This window comes from Hyphomonas sp. J20-32 (assembly GCF_055808555.1).
In genome coordinates this window covers 1,544,322-1,562,691 of record NZ_CM147873.1, presented here as the reverse complement: position 1 = coordinate 1,562,691, position 18,370 = coordinate 1,544,322, and the positions used below count along the sequence as shown (strand labels likewise).

Annotated in this window: 15 protein-coding genes; 3 read left to right on the top strand and 12 right to left on the bottom strand. The window is 59.6% G+C overall.

The annotated features are described in order from the left end of the window. Window positions 1–66: 66 nt before the first annotated feature. The 11 genes from clpB to AC0L7I_RS07770 form a co-directional block, all read right to left on the bottom strand. Window positions 67–2,682, bottom strand: a complete 2,616-nt coding sequence (clpB, locus tag AC0L7I_RS07820) for an ATP-dependent chaperone ClpB (protein ID WP_473399123.1) — start codon at window positions 2,680–2,682, stop codon at window positions 67–69. Between the two features lie 128 nt (window positions 2,683–2,810). Next, window positions 2,811–3,254 (bottom strand): GNAT family N-acetyltransferase, encoded by a 444-nt coding sequence (locus AC0L7I_RS07815; RefSeq protein WP_473398995.1) that lies wholly within the window; start codon window positions 3,252–3,254, stop codon window positions 2,811–2,813. Between the two features lie 98 nt (window positions 3,255–3,352). Then, a complete protein-coding gene (locus tag AC0L7I_RS07810; RefSeq protein ID WP_473398994.1) occupies window positions 3,353–4,054 on the bottom strand; it encodes a DUF4167 domain-containing protein in 702 nt (233 codons plus the stop codon). Window positions 4,055–4,248: 194 nt separating this feature from the next. Beyond that, the gene (gene prmC, locus AC0L7I_RS07805; RefSeq protein ID WP_473398993.1) at window positions 4,249–5,082 is read right to left on the bottom strand and encodes a peptide chain release factor N(5)-glutamine methyltransferase; all 834 of its coding nucleotides are present in this window, start codon (window positions 5,080–5,082) and stop codon (window positions 4,249–4,251) included. Window positions 5,083–5,105: 23 nt separating this feature from the next. Beyond that, the gene (gene prfA, locus AC0L7I_RS07800; RefSeq protein ID WP_473398992.1) at window positions 5,106–6,185 is read right to left on the bottom strand and encodes a peptide chain release factor 1; all 1,080 of its coding nucleotides are present in this window, start codon (window positions 6,183–6,185) and stop codon (window positions 5,106–5,108) included. A 60-nt stretch (window positions 6,186–6,245) separates the two neighbouring features. Continuing rightward, window positions 6,246–6,674: an MAPEG family protein gene (locus AC0L7I_RS07795; protein ID WP_473398991.1), complete on the bottom strand. Its 429-nt coding sequence runs from the start codon at window positions 6,672–6,674 to the stop codon at window positions 6,246–6,248. Then, window positions 6,665–7,996 carry an alpha/beta hydrolase family protein gene (locus AC0L7I_RS07790; protein ID WP_473398990.1) on the bottom strand — a complete coding sequence of 444 codons (1,332 nt, stop codon included), beginning with the start codon at window positions 7,994–7,996 and terminating at the stop codon, window positions 6,665–6,667. The genes AC0L7I_RS07795 and AC0L7I_RS07790 overlap by 10 nt, the downstream gene beginning before the upstream one ends. Before the next feature lie 88 nt (window positions 7,997–8,084). Beyond that, complete coding sequence (gene ispG / locus AC0L7I_RS07785) at window positions 8,085–9,218, bottom strand: flavodoxin-dependent (E)-4-hydroxy-3-methylbut-2-enyl-diphosphate synthase (protein ID WP_473398989.1); 1,134 nt, start codon at window positions 9,216–9,218, stop codon at window positions 8,085–8,087. Between the two features lie 84 nt (window positions 9,219–9,302). Continuing rightward, window positions 9,303–10,277, bottom strand: a complete 975-nt coding sequence (locus AC0L7I_RS07780; protein ID WP_473398988.1) for a helix-turn-helix domain-containing protein — start codon at window positions 10,275–10,277, stop codon at window positions 9,303–9,305. 91 nt (window positions 10,278–10,368) lie between these two features. After that, window positions 10,369–12,633, bottom strand: a complete 2,265-nt coding sequence (ptsP, locus tag AC0L7I_RS07775; protein WP_473398987.1) for a phosphoenolpyruvate--protein phosphotransferase — start codon at window positions 12,631–12,633, stop codon at window positions 10,369–10,371. Between the two features lie 26 nt (window positions 12,634–12,659). Then, the gene (locus AC0L7I_RS07770) at window positions 12,660–13,907 is read right to left on the bottom strand and encodes an aspartate kinase (RefSeq protein ID WP_473398986.1); all 1,248 of its coding nucleotides are present in this window, start codon (window positions 13,905–13,907) and stop codon (window positions 12,660–12,662) included. 92 nt (window positions 13,908–13,999) lie between these two features. Here AC0L7I_RS07770 and ubiG point away from each other — a divergent pair, with 92 nt between their 5' ends. Together ubiG and AC0L7I_RS07760 are read left to right on the top strand one after the other, a co-directional pair. Further along, window positions 14,000–14,776 carry a bifunctional 2-polyprenyl-6-hydroxyphenol methylase/3-demethylubiquinol 3-O-methyltransferase UbiG gene (ubiG, locus tag AC0L7I_RS07765; RefSeq protein WP_473398985.1) on the top strand — a complete coding sequence of 259 codons (777 nt, stop codon included), beginning with the start codon at window positions 14,000–14,002 and terminating at the stop codon, window positions 14,774–14,776. Beyond that, window positions 14,773–15,387 (top strand): DUF924 family protein, encoded by a 615-nt coding sequence (locus AC0L7I_RS07760; protein WP_473398984.1) that lies wholly within the window; start codon window positions 14,773–14,775, stop codon window positions 15,385–15,387. Before ubiG ends, AC0L7I_RS07760 begins: the two co-directional genes overlap by 4 nt. Here AC0L7I_RS07760 and AC0L7I_RS07755 read toward each other — a convergent pair. After that, window positions 15,384–16,754, bottom strand: coding sequence for an MFS transporter (locus AC0L7I_RS07755; RefSeq protein ID WP_473398983.1), 1,371 nt, complete (start codon window positions 16,752–16,754; stop codon window positions 15,384–15,386). The genes AC0L7I_RS07760 and AC0L7I_RS07755 overlap by 4 nt on opposite strands. Before the next feature lie 120 nt (window positions 16,755–16,874). Here AC0L7I_RS07755 and AC0L7I_RS07750 point away from each other — a divergent pair, with 120 nt between their 5' ends. Continuing rightward, the gene (locus AC0L7I_RS07750; protein WP_473398982.1) at window positions 16,875–18,368 is read left to right on the top strand and encodes a M20 family peptidase; all 1,494 of its coding nucleotides are present in this window, start codon (window positions 16,875–16,877) and stop codon (window positions 18,366–18,368) included. The last annotated feature ends 2 nt before the right edge of the window (window positions 18,369–18,370 follow it).

The window sequence follows — 18,370 nt, the reverse complement described above, 5'->3', positions numbered from 1 at the left end:
CCCGCCGCGTATTTCAAAGGGCTAACGCAGCGGGAGGGTGTCTTCAAGGAAACAATTCCAAGTTGTTTAGTTCAGGGCGACCCGACCCTTGGCGAAATTGTTCGGAACACCGTTGATGGACAGCATATCACCTTCCACCCCGACATGGATCGTTTCACCGTCAGCAATGCGACCTTCCAGCAGGAGCCGTGCAAGCGGGTCTTGCAGCTCCTTCTGGATCACACGCTTGAGCGGCCTCGCGCCATATACCGGATCATAGCCGCGCGCAGCCAGCCAGTTGCGGGCATCGAGGCTCAGATCCAGCTTCATCTTGCGGGCTGACAGGAGATGCTCGAGGCGGCCCATCTGGATATCAACGATGTGGTCGATCTCGCCACGTCCAAGCCGCTTGAAGAAGACGATCTCATCGATACGGTTGATGAATTCGGGCCGGAAGTGCATCCGGATCGCACTCATCACGCTGTCGCGCGCCGCGTCGGTAATCTCACCTTCGGCGCCAGTCGCTAGGGCATCCGAGCCGAGGTTCGACGTCATGATGATGATCGTGTTCTTGAAGTCCACGGTCCGGCCCTGACCATCAGTCAGGCGGCCGTCATCAAGAACCTGCAGCAGCGTATTGAACAGATCCGGGTGCGCCTTCTCAACCTCGTCGAACAGGATCACCTGATAGGGACGTCTGCGGACGGCTTCGGTCAGCGCACCACCCTCGTCGTATCCGACATAGCCTGGGGGGGCACCGATCAGACGCGCGACCGAATGCTTCTCGGAATATTCCGACATGTCGAGGCGCAGGATGGCCGTATCATCCTCGAACATGAACTCGGCGAGCGCTTTGGTCAGCTCGGTCTTGCCGACACCGGTCGGGCCAACAAACAGGAACGAACCAATTGGCCGGTTCGGGTCCTGCAAGCCGGCACGCGCGCGGCGCACAGCGTTCGACACGGCTTCAAGGGCAGCATCCTGGCCAACGACGCGCGCACGCAGGGACTCTTCCATTTGCAGAAGCTTCTCGCGCTCACCTTCCAGCATCTTGTCGACCGGTATTCCGGTCCACTTGGAAACGACTGCTGCAATGTGCTCCGGGCGGACAACTTCCGACACAAGGCCATCATCGGCCTCGTCGGATCCTTCAACATCCTGAATCTGCTTTTCAAGCGCAGGAATGGTGGCGAACTTCAGTTCGGACGCGCGGGCAAGATCGCCTGAACGCTGTGCCTCAGCCATGTCGGCATAGGCCCGGTCAAGCTGTTCCTTGGCGGTTGCCGTGCCTTTCAGCTTGTTCTTTTCTGCAGACCATGTGGTCGTCAGTTCGTCGGATTTCGACTGAAGCTCTGCGATATCGGCCTCGATTGTCTTCAGCCGGTCTTTCGACGCAGCGTCCTTTTCCTTCTTGAGCGCTTCAGCTTCGATCTTCAGCTGCAACAGGCGCCGGTCGATTTCGTCGAGTTCTTCCGGTTTGGAGTCCACCTGCATGCGCAACCGCGAGGATGCTTCGTCCATCAGGTCGATCGCCTTGTCGGGCAGGAAGCGGTCGGTGATGTAGCGGTTGGACAGTGTCGCGGCCGAAACAATCGCGGCATCGGAGACACGCACGCCATGGTGCGCCTCATAACGCGCCTTCAGGCCACGCAGGATGGAGATCGTATCCTCTACCGTTGGTTCGTCCACGAACACAGCCATGAAGCGCCGGGCAAGCGCCGGGTCACCTTCCACATGCTTGCGGTATTCGTCGAGCGTGGTCGCACCGATACAATGGAGTTCGCCGCGCGCGAGAGCGGGCTTTAGGAGGTTTGACGCGTCCATCGCGCCATCTCCCTTGCCTGCTCCGACGAGCGTATGCATCTCGTCGATGAACAGGATCACGCCGCCTTCGGCCTGCTGCACTTCATTGAGAACCGCTTTGAGGCGTTCCTCGAACTCACCGCGAAACTTTGCGCCAGCAATCAGCGCGCCCATGTCGAGTGCCAGCAGGCGCTTGCCTTTCAAGCTTTCCGGCACGTCGCCATTTACGATGCGCAGGGCAAGGCCTTCGGCAATCGCCGTCTTGCCGACGCCAGGTTCACCGATCAGGACCGGGTTGTTCTTGGATCGGCGAGACAGAACCTGCATCGTGCGGCGAATTTCCTCATCGCGGCCGATGACAGGATCGAGCTTGCCTTCGCGTGCATCCTTGGTGAGGTCACGGGCGTATTTCTTCAACGCCTCATAGCCTTCCTCGGCATTGGCACTGTCGGCCGTGCGCCCCTGGCGCAGCTCGTTGATCGCCGCTTCCAGCGCTTTGACGCTGGCGCCGGAGCTACGGAGCGTTTCGGCCGCCGGATCACCGGACAGTCCGGCAATCGCCAGCAAAAGGCGCTCGGTCGTGACAAAGGAGTCTCCGGCTTTTTTTGCGCCGGCCTCGGCATCCTGGAAAAGTTTGGCACTGGCCTGCTCAAGACGCAGACCCGTATTCGCGCCGCTGACCTTTGGCAGCTTTGCGAGCGCTGCATCGACACCTTGCACAACGAGTTCCGGCCGGCCGCCACCGGCACGGATGAGGTTCACCGCCATCTGGTCGCGGTCCTCAAGCATGGTTTTCAGGATGTGGGCAGGTGTCAGCGTCTGGTGGCCTTCAGCCAGCGCAAGCGTCTGGGCGCCCTGAACAAGCGCGCGTGCCCGTTCTGTATATTGGTCGATATTCATCATTTATCCCCTTCCAAAGGCAGACAAGAACTGTGGAATAGGAACCCCGCTCAGCGGCAGCCCCTTGCTGTTGTACTGGATTTGGGGAGTGACAACCCGGAGCGCAAGTCGCCCCGCCTGCGACAAGTTCAATCGCGCCGAAAAATAAATTCGCGATCAACCTGCGCGCCGACGGGGAAGTCGTATTCGCCGACCTTGCTGAATCTGTATCGGGAATAGAATTTCTGGGCGCGGTCATTGCCCGACCAGACTCCCAGAAAGAGAGGCGGGCGCCCCGCCTTTTCTACCCATTCAAAAACCCGCAACATGAGTGCCGCACCGATACCTGCAGACAGGATATCCGGACGAACATAGAGCCGCCGCAGCTGGAGTGCACCTTTAGGCATCGGGTCGACCGGAAGATCGCAGGGGCTTGCCTGCGCGTAGCCTACCAGGTTTCCGTCCGGCGTTGTGGCAACCCATATCGGCTGGTCGGGCAGAGATGCCAGGCGCTGCCAAGTGTCGAGTCCGTAGTTTTCGGACAGGTACGCATCAAGATCTTCTGGCGAATAGAGGTCTTCGAAAGCAGCCACGAACGATGCAATGCCAAGCGCTTGCAAGGCTTCGGCATCTGCATCTACGGCACGCCGAACTGTTATATCACCGTGATCGCTTTGCAATTCGAGAGCACTTAATCTGCCGCGGTTTCAGCGGAATCCTCGGCACTTGATGATTCGATTTCAGAATCCGGCGCTGGTTTGCGGCGACCACGCGAGAGCGTTTTCATGACCCCGTCAGCGACAATCTCAGACTCTTCGGAGGCCTCTTTTGCGCGATACGGCTTGCGGCGTGATTTCGGCCGATCGGATTCCGACTTTGCCTTCGGCTTGCGCTCCGCAGCCTTTTCGGGTGTCCCGGCGTCGTCAGCGTCAATGACCTTGAGCGGATCAGCTTTTGCAGTCGCTGATTCGCCATCGGCAGCATCCTCGTTGCGAGGTGCGCGGGATGTCACTTCGACCGCGGCTTCAGCCTGGTCCGCGCTGGTATTGGAGTCATCATCCGAACCGCTACTGCGATTGTCGCGGCGATTGTCACGATCATCGCGACCGCCACGTTGCTGTTGTTGCGACTGCTGCCGCTCCTTGGCTTCCGCCTGTTTGGCAACAATGCGCTGATAGTGTTCTGCGAACTGGAAATAGGCTTCAGACAAGACTCGGTCACCGCTCGTCTGGGCGTCCCGGGCATATTGCTGGTATTTCTCGAGGACCTGTTGGGCTGAGCCACGGATCTTCACGTCTGGACCGACGCTTTCATAGTGCCGATTCGGATTGTTATGATTGGCGTTACTAGAACTACCGCCTGAGCGACGATTGCGCCCGCGTGAGCGTTTCATGAATGTGTATCCCGTTTCATGCGCCTGCTCATCTTGCAGGCAATTCCCAGCGCAATGGCCGAAGGATTGCTGGCCGAGCCCCGTATTTGCGCGAGTCTGACGAGGGTGGAGCAGACTTGCCTTAAGCGGCTTCCAACACCTCACGCATAGGTTCTAACCTGTATTATGCACGCCGCCAAGCAGAAAAGTGAGTATCAGGAACCGGGCTGAATGGCCCACACAACGCGGTCATTGCCGCCCAGGTCCCTGGCGCTGCCGACCTCGGAAAAGCCCGCCGTCCGCAGCAGGCGCGTGACGTCGTCTTTCTGGTCGTAACCGATCTCAAGGACCAAAGCTGCCTTCGGCCTCATGCGACTGCGCGCCAGCGCAACAATTTCCCGATAAGCATCGAGACCGTCTTCGCCGCCATCGAGCGCGGCAAGCGGGTCGTGAAGACGCACTTCCGGCTCCAGTGTCGCGACCACGTCATGCCGAATATAGGGCGGGTTGGAGATGATGAGGTCCGCCGTGTTCCAGCCGGTCCAGTCTGACCAGGACATCACGGCAATGCTGGCGCGGGCTTCCAATCCGTGGCGTTTGATGTTTTCCAGCGCAAGGCTCGCCGCATTGGCATCCGCTTCGACTCCCACCCCGCTCGCTTTGCTTCGGGACATCAGGATTGCCGCCAACAAGCAACCGGAGCCTGCTCCGAGGTCTGCCACGAACGAAGACTGCCCCTCCGGCATCAGGCTGAGGGCAGCCTCGACAACGACTTCACTGTCGGCCCGGGGAACAAGAGCACGAGCATCTGATATGAATTCCATTCCAAAGAACGACGCAAAACCAGCAATGTGCTGGAAGGGTTCGCGTCCCTCACGGCGACGCACCATGTCCTCAAACCGCTCGGCTGTTTTTGCGGGCACCAGCTGGTGCCCCTTAACGATCAGATCGGCCGTAGCAAGCCCCGTTGCCAGCGCCATCAGGAGGCGCGCTTCATGTTGCGGCGCGTCAATACCGGCGGCGCGCAATCGTCGCGCGGCGCTCACCATCAAGTCCGTGTACGTTGGACGGCTCAGTTGGCGGTTTCCTCCATGGCGGCAAGCTTGCGGGCCTGGTCCTCTGTGATCAGGGCCTCCACCACTTCATTCAGCTTGTCTCCGCTAATGATCCGATCAAGCGAATAGAGCGTTAGCCCGATGCGGTGGTCTGTCATCCGGTTCTCGGGAAAATTGTAGGTGCGGACTTTCTGGCTGCGGTCGCCTGAACCAATCTGGCTGGCCCGCGCTTCGGCCCGTTCAGCATCCTTGGCGGATCGCTCACGTTCGTAGAGACGGATCTTGAGTTGCTCCATCGCCTTCTCTCGGTTGACGTGCTGCGACTTCTCGGAGCTTGTCGCAACGATGCCCGTCGCCAGGTGTGTAATGCGCACCGCAGAGTCGGTCGTGTTGACGTGCTGACCGCCAGCGCCGGACGAGCGCATCGTATCGATGCGGACATCTTCCGGCCGCACTTCGATCTCGACATTTTCGGGCGCAGGCAAAACGGCGACCGTCGCCGCCGACGTGTGAATGCGTCCCTGCGTCTCTGTTGCGGGAACCCTCTGGACACGGTGCACACCGCTTTCCCATTTCATGTGCCCAAAAACACCATCGCCCGACACATTCGCGATGATTTCCTTGTAGCCACCCGCATCACCTTCAGACGCGTCGATGATTTCGACCTTCCAGCCCATGATCTGGAAATAGCGCGAGTACATGCGAAACAGGTCGCCTGCAAACAGCGCTGCTTCATCGCCGCCGGTGCCAGCCCGAAGCTCCAGAACAATATCGGCCTTGTCATCGACGTCCTTGGGCAGGAGCAGGACCTGGACCTCTTGCTCCAGCGCAGGCAGGCGCTCCTTCAGTTCATCGACCTCGTCCCGGGCGAGTTCAGCCATGTCGGGGTCGCCACTTGCGACAAGCGTCTCTGCCTCACTCAACTCCTTGCGGGCGGATATCAGCTCACGCGCCTTGTCGACGACGGGCTTCAGCTCAGCATATTCCTTTGACAGGGAAATGATCTCGGGCGTCTCGGTCGCCGCGCCCATGCGCGCTTCGACCTGCTCGAACCGGTCGACTACCTGTTGGAGTCTGGAAGGTGTAATAGTGGCCATGGCCGCCCTTTAGAGCGGTTTTGAGGGCGCGTGAAGCGCCCTCGCTGCCACATCTTCCGCTTAGAAGAAGATTCGAAGCACTTCACGCACGGTCATGACGATCAAGGTGATCGATGCCAGCGCGAACACCGCAAACCGCAATACCACTTTCGGCTGCAGCACCTGAACCAAAGAATGGACAACGCGCAGGCCCACATAAATCCATGCTGCCAATACCATAAAATGCCCTTCGCCGCCCGTCATGGCCGCGAAGAACATGAGCGCGTAGAAGATCGTCGGCTGTTCGTGCAGATGGTTGTAATTGTCGGCTACCGACCGGACATTTGCGGGCAGCTTGTCGCCATACGTGCCCGGATGGCGCGCATCGTCAGGATTGATCTTCGCCTTTTCCATTGCGGGAATACGCGTCGCGTACATCCACAGCCACATGACAAGCGTCCAGCAAACCAGCGCCAGAACAGGTTTCAAAAGCTCAACAGTTACGGACATTTCGCCCCTCCCTCCGTCATTATTTTAGCGGAACTTACGGGGCAATCTGCTGTTTGAACAGCAGATTCACGAAGTGGGCGCTGGCCAAGGTGAGCAACCAGGAAAGCCGTAAATGCATCAATATCTTCAGAGACAACACTATGCCCCCCGGGGCGCAGCCAGAAGGCAAGGCCGGCACTGGGGTCAAACGCCTTCATGCCGCTACCGGTGAGGCCCTTGGCGCCCTCTGCCCGGTAGATGTCCGATGCGGCCTGCGCGGCCCGATAGGTCGAGTTTGGGTCTGACCACACATCGCGGCGTCCATTTCCGAGCAACACAGGTGTCGGGCCAAGCAAAGCAAGCAATTCGTGCTGATCGACTGGCAGCGCAGATAAATCATCGACGTAGTCCTGCACTGTGGGCGCCAACCAATGCGGATAAGTCTTTGCCATGCGCACGAGACCTTCTCCGGTTTTGGAGCGTGACAGTGCCGCACCTGCGAATCCTGACTGGTGGGCAATGACGGCATCGACCCGGCGATCCCACACGCCTGCGATCAGCGCCGACTTGCCGTGCCGGGAGTGCCCCATCAATGCCGTATGATCGGCATCAATGCGCGGGTCGGCCTCAAGCACATCGAGCGCCGCAGAGAAGCCGTAGGCCCAGGCCATCAGGGCACTTGTCGAATTCACCGGCCCGCCCATGCTCGCCATCACGGCCTGAGCCTCTCCGTTGCGGTCCGGAACGAGTTCGCTGGCATAAAAGCTCGCATAGGCGAGGCCTGAATCGAAATAGCGGGAAACTGGAACTTCGGCGATGTAGGTGCCAAAAATGCTGGTCGCCAGAAACCCGAAAAACCCGCCCATTTCCGATCCATCACAAATGGACCCGTCGGCCGCAGTCACGGGACTTCCGGGAAACGCGGCACAATTGCTCGCAAAAGTCTGACTGATCACAAGCGGTGATTTTCCCGGTGAATTTGGAAAGGCGGCAACGAGGTGGAACGTTCGCGCGCCGGCGCCCGACCCCATCGTGATGGCCACTTCCTCAAGCGAACCTCGTCCATCGAGATAGTTTGCGTCCACGACGCGCCAATCGCCGTGCTCGACAGACATCCCGGCTGGCCATGGCCCGTAGAGCGTGTCCTCGAATGCCTGTTTTAATGCGTCCCGGCTGCTCGAATTCTCGGCGAATGCCGCGACATCAAGAGGCGGTTGGGGAACTGGCTTATTGCTGGTCGAGAGACTGGCATAGTTCAACCCCAACATGGTGCAGTTGGACATGATCAGCGCCATGACCGCGATCAGCAGGAGAAGTGGTATCCGTTTGAAAAACCAGAACATGCAGGTCTTGCCCTTTCAGCCAGTTTGATGAACCGCTGACGTTCTACCGTCATTTGGCGACTTGGGCAGTCCCCTCACAAAAACGTGGTCATTCGGCGGCGACGCTGGCTGCCTCACGTGCTTCGCGCAACTGCCTCGCCTTCGCCTCCACCGCGTCAACGATTTCATCGACCATGGATGCATTTCCAACCTTTCGGTCGGGCTTGCCGGCAGCGTACATCATGCCGGATTCCGCACCGCCCCCCGTGAAGCCGAGATCAGTCATCGCCGCTTCACCGGGGCCGTTGACGACGCATCCGATGATCGAGAGCGAAATCGGCTCGGTTATGTGCGCGAGGCGTTTCTCGAGCGTTTCAACCGTCGAGATGACGTCGAAGCCCTGCCGCGCGCAGGATGGGCAGGCAATGATGTTCACGCCGCGGGTCCGTAAACCCAGCGATTTCAGCATTTCGTAGCCAACTTTGACCTCTTCGACGGGATCGGCCGAAAGTGACACACGGATCGTGTCGCCAATGCCCGCCCAAAGCAGGCTGCCCATGCCGATCGCCGATTTCACCGTGCCGGTGCGCAATCCGCCCGCTTCGGTAATCCCGAGATGGAGAGGTGCATCCGTCGCCTCAGCAAGTTGCTGGTAGGCCGCAACCGTCAGAAACATGTCAGACGCCTTGACGCTGATCTTGTACTCATGAAAGCCGAGATCATCCAGGATACGGGCATGATCCAAAGCGCTCTCGACCATGGCTTCCGGGCAAGGTTCGCCATACTTTTCGAGCAGGTGTCGCTCAAGCGATCCGCCATTGACGCCGATCCGCATGGAACATCCATTGGCGCGCGCCGCCGCCACGACTTCGCGCACTCGCGCCACCGAGCCGATATTGCCGGGATTGATCCTGAGGCATGCCGCACCCGCGTCTGCCGCCTCGATACCTCGTTTATAGTGGAAATGGATGTCAGCCACGATCGGCACGCCGACATTGCGAACGATTTCGTTGAGCGCTGCTGTCGATGCCTCATCTGGACAGGAAACGCGAACAATATCGGCGCCTGCTTCTTCCATCCGCAAAATCTGGGCAATGGTCGCGGCGGCATCATGTGTCAGCGTATTGGTCATCGACTGCACGGCAATCGGTGCATCTCCGCCGACTTCAACGGAGCCGACGCGAATTTTGCGCGACACGCGACGGTCGATGTTTCGCCAGGGCCGAATTGGATTGTGGCTCATGAGACTTGGGGCTCCATGCGGGTCGCTACTGGCCCTGATGTGGCGCTCACAAGGCCCCGCGTAAAGGCCTGACGGTATTGCAGTCTACCGTGTCGCCTTGCTGGCACCATTCGATGCGACTGTTGGCGCGGCCATATCCGCCGCTTCGGCAAGCTTCTGGTCGACACTAACCGAGAACACGGCGCCTCCTTCAGGACCCAACGGTCCAATGACGACATCACCGACTCGCCACTCGAATGCACCACCGTCCTTGGCCGACACGGTCCAACCGGCGTCCAGTCGAGGATAATAATTTTCGCCCGCAGCCATGACACGGCTCCGGAAAATCGTGCCGTCGGCGCCGCGCACTTCAAGCCAGCCCTGACGGGCCGCAACAAGCTCCAGGGGCAGATGGGTCGGCAAAGGCCGACTGCTGCGGCTGGCATCCTCAAACAGGCTGTGGCGGGCACCGTTGACCGCGACAATAGCCGGAGCGGGCGCCAGCTCGGAGGCAGGCTTGACCAACTGTGTCACGCCAATAGCGCCGCCGGCGACAAGCGTGAGGACAGCGGCTGTGGCTACCATGAACGGCCATTTTGCCTTCGGCGGCGTGATTTCGCCAATCTTGGGGACGGGTGCTGAATTTCGAACCTCGGACACGGCCCCACATTCGAGCGTGTACTGGGCGATAACCTGGCTGTCTGGAAGACCGAGTTCCACGCAATAAGCGCGCAAATAGGGTGTCAGATAACCTTTAGGAATCTGACCGATTTCCATGCGTTCGATCCACATGAGAAAATCTTTGCGCAACAATGACTTGCGAGAAATGTCGGCAATATTCATTCCGAGTTCTTCGCGGACCCGGCGCAGGACCTGGCCCATTCTCAGACTTTCGCCCACGAACTCGCGGGACTGGAAGATTTCCATCGCGCGCTCACGCTGTGCCGTGGTCACATCAGGCTCTGGAGCCACCGAAGACACACCCAATTCGTCAATCGAACGGCCCGTTTCGTTTCCGAAAGAGGGCATGTCCGTTGGCAATCCGGTTTCTTGCGTGTTCGAGGTCTCTTCGTGTCCCATATTCTTCCAATCCAGCCGCCGGTCGGGGGTTTCGCCTCATAGAGGAGCAAATACTGGTCCAGAAACATGGTGAATTTTGGACCAGTCCGCCTCAACCGTCGGACAATTCCACCTTATGATCCGCTGCCAAGGCTAATACTTGGTTACGGAACGCTTCGTTCGGTTCGTCCAACACCTTGAGGAAATCGCTCCGAAACGCCCCAAGATCAACGGATCTTACCATGCGCTTGACCGGGCCGATAGCAGCGGCGGGCATTGAAAGCGCATGAAAACCCAGCGCGAGAAAGCAAAGTGCCGAGAGCGGCGAAGCGGTCGCCTCACCGCAAGCCGACATCCGGATCGAATGCGTCGTGCAATCGTCAGAGACCTGTTTGAGAAACCGCATGCCCGCCGGGCTGACAAGATCGTAACGATCTGAGACCGAGGGCGTCATTCGGTCGGCCGCGAAGAAAAACTGCATCAAGTCATTGGTGCCAACGGACAGGAAATCGGCTTCACCAGCCAGTTCAGACAGGCTGAACGCCAGCGCCGGTGTTTCCAGCATGACTCCCACTTCCAACTTGGAGGGCCGTTTTCCCGTTCTCTCCTCAGACCAAGCGACTTCCTTCATCAACAGCTCGCGCGCGTCGAAGAACTCACTAGGCACCGTGACCATCGGAAACATCACTGTCAGGGGGTCTGTGCCGGCGGCGCGGACGAGGGCTCTCAACTGGCGCCGGAACAGGCCCTTATGGTCTAGCGCGAAGCGGATCGAGCGCCATCCCAGAGCCGGGTTCTCTTCCCGGGCTGTGCTCAAAGCTGGGAGAACCTTGTCGCCGCCGAGGTCCACTGTCCGGAAGATGACGCGTTTTCCGGCGGCCCGATCGAGCACCCGCCGGTACAGCGCCACCTGGTCACCCAGCCGCGGCAACGTCTCCGATACCAGAAACTGGAATTCGGTGCGGAACAGTCCCACCCCGTCTGCACCGGCCTGGTCCAGCATCTCGAGGTCGAGATCGAGTCCGGCGTTCAGGTAGAGAGAGACATGCGTACCGTCCCGGGTCTTGGCCGGCAGGCCTCGCAAGGCGGCGTAGGTTGCCTGACGCTTTGACCGTAGCGCGACTCGTCCCTTGTAGGCATCGTAAAGGGAGTCATCCGGGCGGATGTGAAGCGTGCCCTTTTCCGCATCGACGATCACCCAATCCCCCTGGTCGATTCGGGTCGTCAGCCCCTCGATGCCGCCGAGCGTGGGGATACCCAGCGCCCGGGCCACAATGGCTGCGTGCGATGAAATCGCCGCCTCTTCCATGAGTATCGCGCGCAGGCCGGTATTGGCATAGTCGAGCAATTCGGCCGGGCCGAGGCGTCGGGCAACCAGCACGCTGCGCTCTTCGCTGATCTGCGGCTTGCCGTCATCTCCCGCCAATACACGCAACAGTCGGTTGTCGAGGTCTTCGAGGTCGTTCAGGCGCTCGCGCAGGTAGGGATCGCGGGCGCTCTGCAACCGCGCACGGTGTTCGCGACGGGCCCGGTCGACCGAGGCTTCTGCCGAGAGGCCGGACCGAACACCTTCGCGCAGCTTTTCTGCCCAGGACGGGTCGTGCGCCAGAAGCCGGTAGGTTTCCATAACGTCTCGTGGGTCGTCGCCTAAAGTGGCGCCATCGAGCGCCATCATCTGGTCGATGGATTCCTTCAGCCCCTTCAGCGCCTCTGTCAGCCGCAACGCCTCGAACTGTTGATCGGCAGCGAAAAACTTCGCTGCAGGCACGACTGGATCATGCAGGACCGCGCGGCCATATCCGAGGCCCTCGCAAAGCACGCGCCCGGTAAGAGTGGCTAGATTGCGCTCACGTTTGGAGCTGTCGCCATTTGAGATGTGTTCCGGGTCCATCCGGTCAACAATTTCAGCAAGGACCATGGCGATGGTCTGCAATGTGTCGATCTCGTCGTCGCCATAGGCGCGCTCGGTCCGGTTCTGAACGGTCAGGACGCCGAGAACACGACCGCCACGCAGGATGGGCATGCCGAGAAAGGCGTGAAACGGGTCTTCTCCAGTCTCGGGGCGGTAGGAGAAGGCCGGGTGACGGGGGGCATCCTGGATGGCCATGGGCTCTGCCCGTTTGGCAACAAGGCCGACGAGCCCCTCATTCGAGCCGAGCCGGGTCGTCGAGACCGCCTCGGGTTTCAGGCCTTCGGTTGCGATCAGAAGCAATTCCCCGCCATTGATGCGCAGGTAAATCGAACAAACGTCTGCCACCATCGTGGACGCAATCAGCCTGACCACCTGGTCGAGCCGGAACCGCGTGTCGCCATCCTCCGCCATCACCTGGCGGAGGCGGTTCATCAGGAGACGCGTGGCCGGCAGGTTGTAAGGCATGGTTCTCCTGAGTGTCGCAGTCGGATTTACACTGCGTCAAGTCCGAAGGCCGTGTGCAGGGCACGAACAGCCAATTCGGTATAGGGCGCAGCAATCAGAACTGAAATCTTGATCTCGGACGTCGAAATGACGTCAATATTGATGCCCTTTTCGTACAGCGCCGTGAACATGGTCTCAGCGACCCCGGTGTGGCTCTTCATGCCAACGCCAACGATCGATATCTTGGAAACGTCACGGGTAACTTCAAGCCGGTCATAGCCAATATCGGCCGACATCTTTTCAAGTGTTTCCTTGGCGATCGGACTGTCGCGGTCCGTACAGGTGAACACCATGTTGGCCTTTTCCGGCCCGCGCGCATTCGCCTGGACGATCATGTCGACATTCACGCCGGCACGCGCCAGCGCGGAAAATATCTTGGCCGAGACGCCCGGTTTGTCGGCGACCCCATACAAAGTGACCTTCGCTTCGTCGCGTGAATAGGCAACACCGCTAACAACCTGTTTTTCCACGATTTCATCCTCTGAGCAGACAAGAGTTCCGGGGTTCGGCTCGCCAGGCTTCAGGAAGCTGGAAAGAACGCGCACCGGCACATTATGGTTCATCGCCAGTTCCACAGATCGCGTCTGGAGAACCTTGGCGCCAAGAGACGCCATTTCGAGCATCTCCTCGTAAGATATCTTGGGTATGCGCTGGGCCTTGGGCACGATGCGCGGATCGGTCGTGTAGACTCCATCGACGTCCGTATAGATGTCGCAAACAGTGGCGTTCAGCGCCGCTGCTACCGCCACAGCGCTCGTATCCGAACCGCCGCGTCCCAAGGTCGCCACGCGCTCGTCGTCAGTGACGCCCTGAAAACCGGCAACCACCGCGATTTCTCCACGATCCACAGAATCCGGCAGGCCGCTATTGTCGAAGCCCAATATCCGCGCGCGTCCATGGTCCTCGTCGGTCTTCAGGCGCAGCTGCCAACCGAGCCAGCTGCGCGCCTTCAGCCCCCTGCGGCGCAAGGCCAGCGCCAGAAGGCCTGCCGTCACCTGCTCGCCTGAGGCAACAATCACATCATATTCGTCGTGAAACTGGTCCCTCGGAAGATCGGGACCGGCTGCGCCTTCGGCATAGGCCACCAGCTTGTTCGTCTCGCCGGCCATCGCCGATACGACCACGGCCATGTGCTCGCCACGCGCCGCGCGGTCGGCCACAATGTCAGCCACGTTCGCGATACGCTCAAGATCGCCAACCGACGTACCACCAAATTTCAGAACCGCACGCGCCATTTCGCCCCATATCCTGTCAACCGAAGGGATTGTCCTTTATATGCGACCTCATAGGGTTAAGTTCAGCGCGGATCAAACAGGAACGCCAGAGGATGGTAAAAACAATTGAGGGCTCGCGTGCGACACCCAGTACGCCCAGCATAGACGCTGACGAAGTCGCCAAGTTTTCCGCCATGGCCGCTGACTGGTGGAACCCCATCGGAAAGTTCAAACCCCTGCACCGGTTCAATCCGGTCAGGTTGAAGTTCATCCGGGAGGCTGCAGAAGCTCATTTTGCGATTCCGGCACAAAAGCTCAAACCGCTCGAAGGCTTGCGCCTGCTCGATATTGGATGCGGCGGCGGCCTCGTCTGCGAACCCATGGCGCGCCTCGGTGCCAAGGTGACCGGAGTCGATGCGTCCGAAGCCAATATCAAGACCGCCCTGACCCATGCGCGGGAACAAGGCCTGGAAATCGACTATCGTGCAGGCACCGCCGAAGGCCTGATCAACTCGGGCGAGGCGCCGTTCGACATCGTCCTCAACCTGGAGGTCGTCGAGCATGTGGCCGATGCACACCAATTCCTGGTCGATACGGCCAGCCTTGTCAGGCCCGGCGGCCTCATGATCGTAGCCAGCCTCAACCGCACTGCCAAGGCACTCGCAACGGCTGTGATCGGCGCGGAATACATTCTCGGATGGCTACCGCGCGGTACGCATGACTGGTCGAAATTCGTCACGCCGGAAGAAGTGCGCATGGCATTGCAAGCTGCGGGAATGCAACCGGAACCCGCCACCGGCGTATCCTACAAACCTCTCTCAGGTGCGTGGGTGCTATCCGACGACACAGCCGTCAATTTCATGGTCGTCTCCACAAGGCCTGCCGCGTGACCACACTTCCGGCACCAAGTGACGTACTCGATTTCTGGATCGGCGAAGCGGGCAATTCCGCCGAGGCGGCGACTGCAAAAAACAAAATGTGGTTTGCCAAGTCAGCGAAGATCGACTCCGACATTCGCAAGAGGTTTCTGTCCTTGCTCGAAACGCTGGCCGCCGGGCCATTAGCTGATGAATGGTCCAGTCGCGGCGCAAGTGAACGGCTCGCGGCAATCATCGTGCTGGACCAGTTCAGCCGGAACCTGTTTCGCGGCAGTCCGCGTGCATTTTCACAGGACGCGCTGGCCCTTCGACTCTGCAAGGAAGGACTGTCCCGTCGCGAAGACCTGACTCTCAGCGAAGCCGAGCGCATCTTCTTCTATCTCCCGCTCGAACATTCGGAGGATATTGGCGACCAGACCCGCGCCGTCGAAATGTTTTCAGCGCTGCATAAAGATGCCCGCAGCGATTTCAGGAAACTCACGGAAAGTACGCTTGAATACGCCCATGGCCACAAGGCAGTCATTGAACAATTCGGCCGTTTCCCTCACCGAAACCAGGTGCTGGCGAGGGCCTCCACCGGAGAGGAACTTGTCTACCTCGCCAAGCCCGGCAGCGGCTTCTAGTCGAGCGTCTGGGGTCCGCGAGGGTCAAGGCTCTTGGCCACATCCATCTGCATCGCACGCGACAACGGGTAGGTCCAGGAAGCGATCGACGCGCCGAGATAAAGCACGGCCGGCAGCAGGCAAAATATCATCAGCAGCCCGTTAAGGGCCTCGGGAGAGTTGGGTTCCCCAGGATGGAAGCCGGCAAGCTGACCCACCATCAGGTATCCAACACCGAAGGCAAGGCTGGATCCTATCTTGTAGGCGCTTGTCAGAATGGCATAAAAAATTCCGGCTCGGTTCTCACCAGTCCTTGCCGCATGCCATTCAACCACGTCTGCGGCCATCGACCGAGTGAGCACAATCGGGGCGCTAAAGGCCGCTCCGTTGATTACCGCGCCAACCAGCAATGGCCAGAACCCGCCGACCTGTCCGAAAAAGAAGTAGAGGATATAGCTGAGCGCCGACATCATCGTCGCCGCGCGAAAGGCAATATTCTTTTCCGTTCGCTTCGCCAGCAACAACCAAAGAGGCATGGCCGCAACGGCCACGATAAAGAAGATCATCAGTATCAGGCTGGCCTGGCCGCCGGTCAGCCCAAACACGTATTCGGCGACAAAAAGGTAATTCGCGGCGGTGACCGCGATGGCTGTCCCGGCCAGCAATTCCATCGCGAGCAGGCGACCGAACATCTGGTTCTTCAAGGCGGCCAGAATGGGCTTCAGCTCGAATTTCATGGCATGGCCCTGGTCCCCTGGCACGGGCCGGTCCGGCACGAAGAAGAATGACAGGGCGCCCGCCACGGGCAAGGAAACGAGCAAAACGGCGCCCATCACGGCGACCTGCCCGAAACGATCGAGTTCGACCCCGAAGAAAGGCAACAATGCCGGCAATGCCAGCAGCGTCAGCATCGACAAGGTGCTGATGATCTCTGGCCAAAGGAACAGGCGTGAGCGTTCATCGTATGTCGTTGCGATGGCTGGCACCCATGCAGAACGTGATGTCTGCAGAAGGGTGAAACCGACATAAAAGAGCAGCATCCACCCGACAAAATAGGCCGGACCGACCCCTGTGCGCGGCGGCATGTAAACAAAATAAGTCGCAATTGCCAGCAGCGGTATACTCAGCAGGATCCAGTGACGCACCCGGCCCAGCGGACTCCTGTAACGATCCACAAGATAGCCCATGACGGGATCGGTGAACACATCCCAGAACCGCAACAGCATGAACAGGAGACCGGTCATTTCGAGACCAAGCCCGACCTCGTTGGCATACAGTGGTGACAGGTATACCGCGAGCGGCAGGCCCACGCCGGCGAGCGGGATGCTAAGACTCGAAAAGGCAAGAACACGCGGCAGCGAGAGGCGTTGGTCAGATGGCTGGTTCATTTGTCCAACGTGCCCAAGCAAAACGTGACGGCCAAGTCATTTTTTTCCGCCACTGCGCCTTGACGGCTGGTCCGAGAGCCGCAACCGTCCGTTCCGAAAAAGACATAAGGCACGCTGACCATGTTGAAAAATCTGATATTGGGCGTTGCGGGACTGGTGGTTCTGGTCGTCGGAATCGTTCTCGTGCGCACGTTCACCTATGGTGGTGAGCCGGTCGGCAAACGCATCGACCTGCCCGAACCTCCGGCGATGTCCGCCGATTCTGCCGCGCAGCATTTGTCGGAAATTATCCAGTTCAAGACGATCACGCTGTCTGGCGGCGACCCCCGGCCGGGCCAGGACGGCGAATGGCTCGCGCTGCATGACTGGCTGTCCGAAACCTACCCGGCCGCCCATGCCGCCATGACTCGCGAACTCGTGCCCGGCACGCTGACCCTGCTCTACACGTGGCAAGGTAGCGATCCGTCGCTGAAACCGATCCTGCTTATGGCCCATCAGGACGTCGTTCCCGTCAACATGGGCACCGAGTCCGACTGGACCGGCGCACCCTTTGCTGGCGAGATCATTGACGGCTATATCTACGGCCGTGGTGCAATCGACGACAAGGGAAACCTGGTCGGCCTGATGGAAGCGGCAGACGCACTCGCAGCGTCCGGCTTCCAGCCGCAGCGCACGGTCCTCTTCATGTTCGGGCATGACGAAGAAGTGCTTGGCTATGGCGCACAGGCCGGTGTCGCCCTGCTCAAATCGCGCGGCGTCGAGCCTGAAATGGCGCTCGACGAAGGTTTCATGATCATCGATCCTTCGCCGCTCACCGGCAAGCCGATGGGCATTATCGGAATCTCTGAAAAAGGCTATGTTACGGTGAACATCACTGCCGTTGCTCAAGGCGGGCACTCATCAACGCCGCCACGGAATTCCGCGAACGTGAATCTCGCACGGGCGATCCTGGCACTCGAAGAGAACCAGATGCCGGCTGATTTCAACAAGCCGCCAATCTCCGACCTGTTCCGGGCGGCTGGCAAGGACATGCCGTTCACCCAGCGCATGGCAATGGCGAATCTCTGGCTGTTCCAGGGAATGGTTGAATCGTCGCTGGCCGAAAACGCTGCAGGCAATGCCATGGTGCGCACGACAACGGCGCCTACCATGTTGCGCGGGTCTGCCAAGGAAAACGTCCTGCCGCAGCGTGCCGTTGCCACAGTGAACTTCCGTGTACATCCCAACGACACGCCGGACAGCGTGATCCAGCATGTAAAGGATGTCACGGCGGGCATTGAAGGGATCGAAGTCGAAACAGGCGGCGACGGTATCAACAGCCCCGCCTCACCGGTCTCACCGACTGACAATCGCGCCTATGCCGTATTGGCCAGCGTTGCCGAAGCGGCCGGCAATGGCGCACCTGCCGCGCCGGGTCTTGTGCTTGGTGCGACGGATTCGCGCTACGCCGCAGCCATCACGAGCAATATCTACCGGTTTGCCCCATCCGTCCTGACGCCGGCCGACCTGACCGGTTTCCATGGCACGAACGAACGTATCTCGGTCGAGAACATGGGGCGACTATCCAAAGGCTATGCCCAGATCATCCTCGGCATGGACGGACCGGACCAATAGTC

Bases quoted from the DNA above. Each gene is read 5' to 3' on its own strand.
- clpB (WP_473399123.1), bottom strand. From the start codon at position 2,682: ATGAATATCGACCAATATACAGAACGGGCACGCGCGCTTGTTCAGGGC.
- AC0L7I_RS07810 (WP_473398994.1), bottom strand. From the start codon at position 4,054: ATGAAACGCTCACGCGGGCGCAATCGTCGCTCAGGCGGTAGTTCTAGT.
- prmC (WP_473398993.1), bottom strand. From the start codon at position 5,082: ATGGTGAGCGCCGCGCGACGATTGCGCGCCGCCGGTATTGACGCGCCG.
- prfA (WP_473398992.1), bottom strand. From the start codon at position 6,185: ATGGCCACTATTACACCTTCCAGACTCCAACAGGTAGTCGACCGGTTC.
- AC0L7I_RS07795 (WP_473398991.1), bottom strand. From the start codon at position 6,674: ATGTCCGTAACTGTTGAGCTTTTGAAACCTGTTCTGGCGCTGGTTTGC.
- AC0L7I_RS07790 (WP_473398990.1), bottom strand. From the start codon at position 7,996: ATGTTCTGGTTTTTCAAACGGATACCACTTCTCCTGCTGATCGCGGTC.
- ispG (WP_473398989.1), bottom strand. From the start codon at position 9,218: ATGAGCCACAATCCAATTCGGCCCTGGCGAAACATCGACCGTCGCGTG.
- AC0L7I_RS07780 (WP_473398988.1), bottom strand. From the start codon at position 10,277: ATGGGACACGAAGAGACCTCGAACACGCAAGAAACCGGATTGCCAACG.
- ptsP (WP_473398987.1), bottom strand. From the start codon at position 12,633: ATGCCTTACAACCTGCCGGCCACGCGTCTCCTGATGAACCGCCTCCGC.
- AC0L7I_RS07770 (WP_473398986.1), bottom strand. From the start codon at position 13,907: ATGGCGCGTGCGGTTCTGAAATTTGGTGGTACGTCGGTTGGCGATCTT.
- ubiG (WP_473398985.1), top strand. From the start codon at position 14,000: ATGGTAAAAACAATTGAGGGCTCGCGTGCGACACCCAGTACGCCCAGC.
- AC0L7I_RS07755 (WP_473398983.1), bottom strand. From the start codon at position 16,754: ATGAACCAGCCATCTGACCAACGCCTCTCGCTGCCGCGTGTTCTTGCC.
- AC0L7I_RS07750 (WP_473398982.1), top strand. From the start codon at position 16,875: ATGTTGAAAAATCTGATATTGGGCGTTGCGGGACTGGTGGTTCTGGTC.